Annotated in this window: 8 protein-coding genes; 5 read left to right on the top strand and 3 right to left on the bottom strand. The window is 60.7% G+C overall.

The genetic code is table 11. From position 1 onward, the window contains the following. On the bottom strand, positions 1-187 hold a 187-nt coding region (locus FJ319_14425), incomplete at its 3' end, for a helix-turn-helix domain-containing protein (GenBank protein ID MBM3935461.1). Between the two features lie 140 nt (positions 188-327). Between FJ319_14425 and raiA the strand changes: the two genes are divergently transcribed. Beyond that, the gene (gene raiA, locus FJ319_14420) at positions 328-912 is read left to right on the top strand and encodes a ribosome-associated translation inhibitor RaiA (GenBank protein ID MBM3935460.1); all 585 of its coding nucleotides are present in this window, start codon (positions 328-330) and stop codon (positions 910-912) included. Between the two features lie 80 nt (positions 913-992). On the opposite strand, the gene FJ319_14415 is transcribed toward raiA, so the two are convergent. After that, the gene (locus FJ319_14415; protein MBM3935459.1) at positions 993-1,739 is read right to left on the bottom strand and encodes a hypothetical protein; all 747 of its coding nucleotides are present in this window, start codon (positions 1,737-1,739) and stop codon (positions 993-995) included. Positions 1,740-1,760: 21 nt separating this feature from the next. After that, positions 1,761-2,246: a transcriptional repressor gene (locus FJ319_14410; protein MBM3935458.1), complete on the bottom strand. Its 486-nt coding sequence runs from the start codon at positions 2,244-2,246 to the stop codon at positions 1,761-1,763. A gap of 131 nt (positions 2,247-2,377) precedes the next feature. Between FJ319_14410 and FJ319_14405 the strand changes: the two genes are divergently transcribed. The 4 genes from FJ319_14405 to FJ319_14390 form a co-directional block, all read left to right on the top strand. After that, positions 2,378-3,025, top strand: a complete 648-nt coding sequence (locus tag FJ319_14405; GenBank protein ID MBM3935457.1) for a hypothetical protein — start codon at positions 2,378-2,380, stop codon at positions 3,023-3,025. Beyond that, positions 3,013-3,897 (top strand): RimK family alpha-L-glutamate ligase, encoded by an 885-nt coding sequence (locus FJ319_14400; GenBank protein ID MBM3935456.1) that lies wholly within the window; start codon positions 3,013-3,015, stop codon positions 3,895-3,897. Before FJ319_14405 ends, FJ319_14400 begins: the two co-directional genes overlap by 13 nt. Then, positions 3,888-5,000: a GNAT family N-acetyltransferase gene (locus FJ319_14395; GenBank protein ID MBM3935455.1), complete on the top strand. Its 1,113-nt coding sequence runs from the start codon at positions 3,888-3,890 to the stop codon at positions 4,998-5,000. The genes FJ319_14400 and FJ319_14395 overlap by 10 nt, the downstream gene beginning before the upstream one ends. Before the next feature lie 78 nt (positions 5,001-5,078). Beyond that, a partial coding sequence (locus FJ319_14390; protein ID MBM3935454.1) for an aldo/keto reductase occupies positions 5,079-5,276 on the top strand: 198 nt, incomplete at its 3' end.

Raw genomic sequence — 5,276 nt, 5'->3', positions numbered from 1 at the left:
GTCCTCGATTGCCATGGACCAGCCCTGCCGCTCCATCCTTCCGGTAGGTCGCCAGAAGCCTCCATACCTGGCGCTCCGATACCCCCAATGCCGTGGCAGCTTGAGCCTTTGTCAATCGCTTCTCAAGGACAGCGTTCAACACTACCGTTCGTTTAGCCTCTCTCTCGCTCATTGTCAGTTCTTTCATAGACTGACATTTTCACTGCTCCCTTAACCCCTGACACTATCACTGCACCAATGCAGCATTATGTAGCCACTCTTTACCGGTCACCACCCCACGGGTTACGCTAGTTAGTGCCACCTAACTTGTCGGTGTGGAGGCAGCGTATGGAATTGAAGATAAAGACCCGCAACATAGAACTCACTCCCCAGACGCAGGACTACATCCAGAAGAAGTTTGAGCGACTCGACAGGCACCTCAAGCCGGAGGGTTCCGCGCAGCTGGAGGTATCCCGCACGATGACCCGCGCCGAGGCGGACCGCATTGAAGTCCAGCTCTCGTTCGTCGTCAAGGGCTACATGATGCGCGCCCAGGCACGCTCCAGCAACGTTAACGCGGCGATGGACGCCGTTACCGACCTAATGGACCGCCAGATAGAGCGCTTCAAGGGCAAGGTCTACCGCTCGGAGCAGGGGAAGCGCTCAACCCGAAACGGCGACGTGTCTTCCATCAGGACCGCGCCCGGCGCAGAGCCCGTCTCCACCAACGGCGCGGAGTCCCACGAGGAGCCCCGGGTCGTTCGGACGAAGCGGTTCGCAATGCGCCCTATGAGCGTGGAGGACGCCATCCTGGAAATGGAGCTCGTCAACCACGCCTTCTACCTGTTCAACAACGTGGATACCAAGAAGTACAGCGTCGTCTATCGCCGCACCGACGGCGGCTACGGGCTGATCGAGCCCGAGACGGCGTAGAAAGCCCGCACACAGGAAGAAACACAAGAGGCCCCGGTCATTATGCACCGGGGCCTCTCTGTCTCATCCAGGATAGCCGACTAGAACGGGATGATTGTCGCGCCGGTGGAAATCTCGAGCATCAGGGCTATGCCGAAGGCAACGCTGGCCGCTGCGGACACTCCTGATATGGCCCTGTTTACCTTGTTGAACGCGCCTGTCAACGCGAACGGCACGGCCAGGACGATGGTAATGATGGACATCGATAGCACCGTGCCCACCCCGAACAGCACCAGGTATCCTACCCCTACCGCGAACGACGACACCTCCGGCAGCAGCGCCAGCATTACCGCCGCGCTCCCCGCCAGCCCGTGCACTATCCCCACGACGAACGACTTCATCCGGAAGGTGGGACGGCCCGTGAGCTGGAATATGCCGTGGCGCTCTTCTACATGCGGCGGCGCGGCCTCACCGTGGGTGGAGTGCACGTGGACGTGGTGCGATTCGTCGTGCTCGTGCTCATGCATGTGCAGCCTGCCCTTCCTCAGGTTCAGGAACACCTGGATACCGAGCAGCACCAGCATGATTCCAACACCAAATTCAAAGACCGGCGCAACAGCTTCGTACCGGTCCAGGACGGACTCTTTCAGCAGGAGAATGATCACGCCCAGGACGATCAGCGGCGCAGTGTGCCCGAGCCCCCATGACCCCCCGATCCAGATGCTCTTCCACGCGTTTCGAGTCTGGCTCACGATCGTTGAGACGGCCACCACGTGGTCGGCGTCGGTAGCGTGCTTCAGCCCGAGAAGAAGACCCAGCGCGAGGGCAGCGAAGGCTCCGGAGCTCATGTCCATATGCGAATCCTTTTCTCACTCCTGTGTCTTCTTCTCCCGGCACCCTTTGCAGAGGCCGACGATGGCGAAGTGGTCGATGTCTGCACTGAACGAATGGTCAGCCATAATCCTCTCCCTCAGCCCCTCCATCATCTCATGGTCCAGCAAAGTCAGGCCTCTGCACTCCCTGCACACCAGGTGATGGTGCCGTGTGTGGTCCAGCCACTCGTAGACCGCTTCCCCTCCCGTCATATTCGTCTCAGACACCAGCCGCAGGTCCTTCAGCGCGCTGAGAGTGCGGTAAACGGTGGACACGTCGATGAGCGCGTACGTTTCCCGGACGTTGTCGTAGATCTGGGCCGCGGTCAAGTGCCCACCGGTATGCCGTAGGGCGGAGAGGATCAACAGGCGTTGCGGAGTAAGCCTGTGACCGGACTCCCTCAGGGCATGTCGCGTCTCATTTTCACAACTCATCGTCCGCTCCTGCAACCAGTTGCAACAACACTGTATTGCTTGAGCCATGAATTGTCAACCTCCGCCCAGGTCACAACCCTTATCCTTGGCGCCGATTCAGTGGTAGAATTCTGTGGCACTTTTGATGGACTGGCGCCGATCCGGCAGAAAGGACTTTCCGGCACACCGCCCGTAATCTTATGAGTCCACGGACCCTTCCGCAGACACCAACGGCCCAGAGGCAGCAGCGTCGCATCGCCTATCTGGAAAGCGAATCGGCATACGTTAACCTGGCAGGCGAATACGACTATCTAACATCGCCCTATTACGATTCCCAGGACCTTGAGAACGCCGGCAAGAAGGTCTACCCGGCTTGCAAGGATACCCTCGACGCGTACGTGGTCCCGCTTTTCCTGGAAAAGGCAAAGCTCGCGGGACTACCCGTTCCAACCTTCTTCATCACCAACGATTACTTTGAGCCCCCCGCGCTTGTGGACACAGTCAACCCCTACATGTCCACCCAGAGTATCGTCAGAAAGCCGCAGCAGCGGGACGCGATTTGCATGTCCATGACCCGCAACCACACGTACGCGATCTGCTGCCAGGTCCTGACCGAGACATCTCGCGTGGGCCAGTTCCGCATGGTCCTGGGCAAGTGCAGCACCCCGAAGTACCGACCGCTGGCGGAGACGATCTGGAAGGTATTCCGCATACCTATCGCGACGATTCGGATCATCACTGAGTCCGACGGCACCGCCATGGTCAGCGCCATGAGGCCCCTGCCCTACGCATCTCTGAGCGCGGCTGAGCTAGCCGTTGTTGAGAAGGCGGTAACATGGCGGACATAGGGGTATTCGTAGAGCGCTACACGATCAGCCGCACGGAGGAGATGGGCGCGATCATGCGCCTTGGCTACGCGGCCCAGCGCATGGGCCACCGCGTCGACGTTCTATTCCGGCCGGACATATACAAGATCCCGCAGTACGACGCGCTGTACATACGCACACAGACCGACCCGCTGAATGCCACGTACGTCGCCGCCCGCACAGCCCAGATGCATGGCCTCCGCGTGATTGACGATCCGGACTCCATCATCATTTGCTGCGACAAGATCAAAATGTACAGGCACCTCATCAAGCGAAAGGTGCCGATGCCTGAGACGCGGTTCCTCCTGGACGGCGAGCTGACCCCGGCGAGCGCTGAGGAGCTTCTGGATGTGCTGGGAAGCCCGGTGGTGTTGAAGGCGCCCGACTCCAGCTTCTCCATGTATGTGGAGAAGGCAGCCACCCCAAAGGAGGTGCTCGCGGTCGGCAAGAAGTTCTTCCGCCGCGCGGACAGAATCGTTGCCCAGCGCTTCGTCTCCTCGAAGTTCGACTGGAGGGTGGGGGTCCTCGGGGGCGAGGTGCTATATGTCTGCCAGTACCTTATTCCCAAGAACCGCTGGAAGGTGCTCACTCACACCCCGGACGGCCACCAGATCTTCGCGAGGATGCAGTCATTCAAAATAGACAAGGTAAGCCCTAAACTCCTCGACACCGCCCTGAAGGCCTCGGCGTCCATCGGCAAAGGCCTGTACGGAGTCGACATCAAGCAGGTCGGCGACGATTACGTTGTTATCGAGGTGAACGACAACCCCACGATCGCCGCAGGCGATGAGGACGCAGAGGCCCCGCACATGTACGACAGGCTTGTCAGCTACCTCGCCGGAAAGTGGGGCTAGCGGTGCCGGAGAGCGGCAACGTCCGCCTCGCGACTATCGCCGACCTTGACTCGCTTGTGGGACTCGAGGAGGCTGGCTTCGCCACGGACCGTTTCAGCCGGTCGCTGCTGCGCGGCCTCATCAAGGGTCCGAACTCCGCCGTATTCGTCGTCGACCCAGAAGGTGCGGTCGCCGGATACGCGTGTATCACCTGGCGCAAGGGCGGCCGCACCGCCTACCTGTATTCGATCGTCGTCACCCCAGCCCTACAGGGCAAGGGCCTCGGCAAGCTCCTGCTCCAGCGGTGCGAGCTGGAAGGTTCCTCGAAGGCGCTCACGGTTATGCGCCTGGAGGTCCGCCCGGACAACCCCACGGCAATCGCCTTCTACGAGCGAAACGGGTACGCCCACGTCGGCACGTCGCCGGGCTATTACGAGGACGGCGCCGACGCCCTGGTAATGGAAAAGCGCCTGGACTTGACCGCCGCCGCGATGAAGCTCGATGTCCCCTACTACTCACAGACATTCGATTTCACGTGCGCCCCGGCATGCCTCATGATGGCGATGAAGCTCTTCGATCCGTCTGTCCGGTTCGAAAGGTCTCTCGAAACGCAGATATGGAAAGAGGCCACCCTCGCATTTATGACATCCGGCCTCGGGGGTTGCGAGGCATTCGGGGTTGCCGTCGCCGGCCTGCGACGCGGCTTTCACGCCAGGGTCATCGTATCCTCCCGGAAGCCGCCCTTCCTTAACTCCGTCCGCGCACACTTCAAAAAGGAAGTGATTGAGCTGGTCCATTCGAACCTGCTTCGGGAAGCTCACGAACGCGGCGCCGGGATAGACTACCGGCCCGTGACACTGGACGATATTTCTGACGGACTGGCCGCCGGCGAGGTGCCCATCGTCCTGATAAGCCTCCACAGAATGCACGGCTTCAAAGCGCCCCACTGGGTGGTGGTGACCGGTTACGATGGAGATGGGCTCTTCGTGAACGACCCTTACCGGGTCCCGCACGATAAGTTGGGCCGCTCTCCGGAGGGGCTGCGGATTCCAAAGGCGGAATTTGCGCGAATGATCGGGTACGGCAAGGAGGGCCTCCGGAGCGCCGTTTTTATCTCCCGGTGACCGGTCGGCGGCAACGCCCGGCTTGAAATCGGCAGCCGGTTCGTCTAATTTAGCATCCACACAACCTGGGAGGCGTCCATGCAGACAAGACAGCTAGGCAAGAACGGCCCCCAGGTCCCCGTCATCTGCCTGGGCACGTGGGGCCTGGGCGGCGGCTTCAGCCCAATCCCGGAAGAGCAGGCTATCGCCACAATCCAGGCGGCCATCGACTCCGGGATTACCTTCCTTGATACTGCAGAGAACTACCGGGAAGGCCCCGCCCTGATCGGCAAGGCC

Source organism: SAR202 cluster bacterium, assembly GCA_016872355.1.
Classification (GTDB): Bacteria; Chloroflexota; Dehalococcoidia; order Lucifugimonadales; family VGZY01; genus VGZY01.
The sequence above is the reverse complement of the archived record's forward strand: the minus strand, read 5'-3'. Positions and strand labels throughout refer to the sequence as shown.

Bases quoted from the DNA above. Each gene is read 5' to 3' on its own strand.
- raiA (MBM3935460.1), top strand. From the start codon at position 328: ATGGAATTGAAGATAAAGACCCGCAACATAGAACTCACTCCCCAGACG.
- FJ319_14415 (MBM3935459.1), bottom strand. From the start codon at position 1,739: ATGAGCTCCGGAGCCTTCGCTGCCCTCGCGCTGGGTCTTCTTCTCGGG.
- FJ319_14410 (MBM3935458.1), bottom strand. From the start codon at position 2,246: ATGGCTCAAGCAATACAGTGTTGTTGCAACTGGTTGCAGGAGCGGACG.
- FJ319_14405 (MBM3935457.1), top strand. From the start codon at position 2,378: ATGAGTCCACGGACCCTTCCGCAGACACCAACGGCCCAGAGGCAGCAG.
- FJ319_14400 (MBM3935456.1), top strand. From the start codon at position 3,013: ATGGCGGACATAGGGGTATTCGTAGAGCGCTACACGATCAGCCGCACG.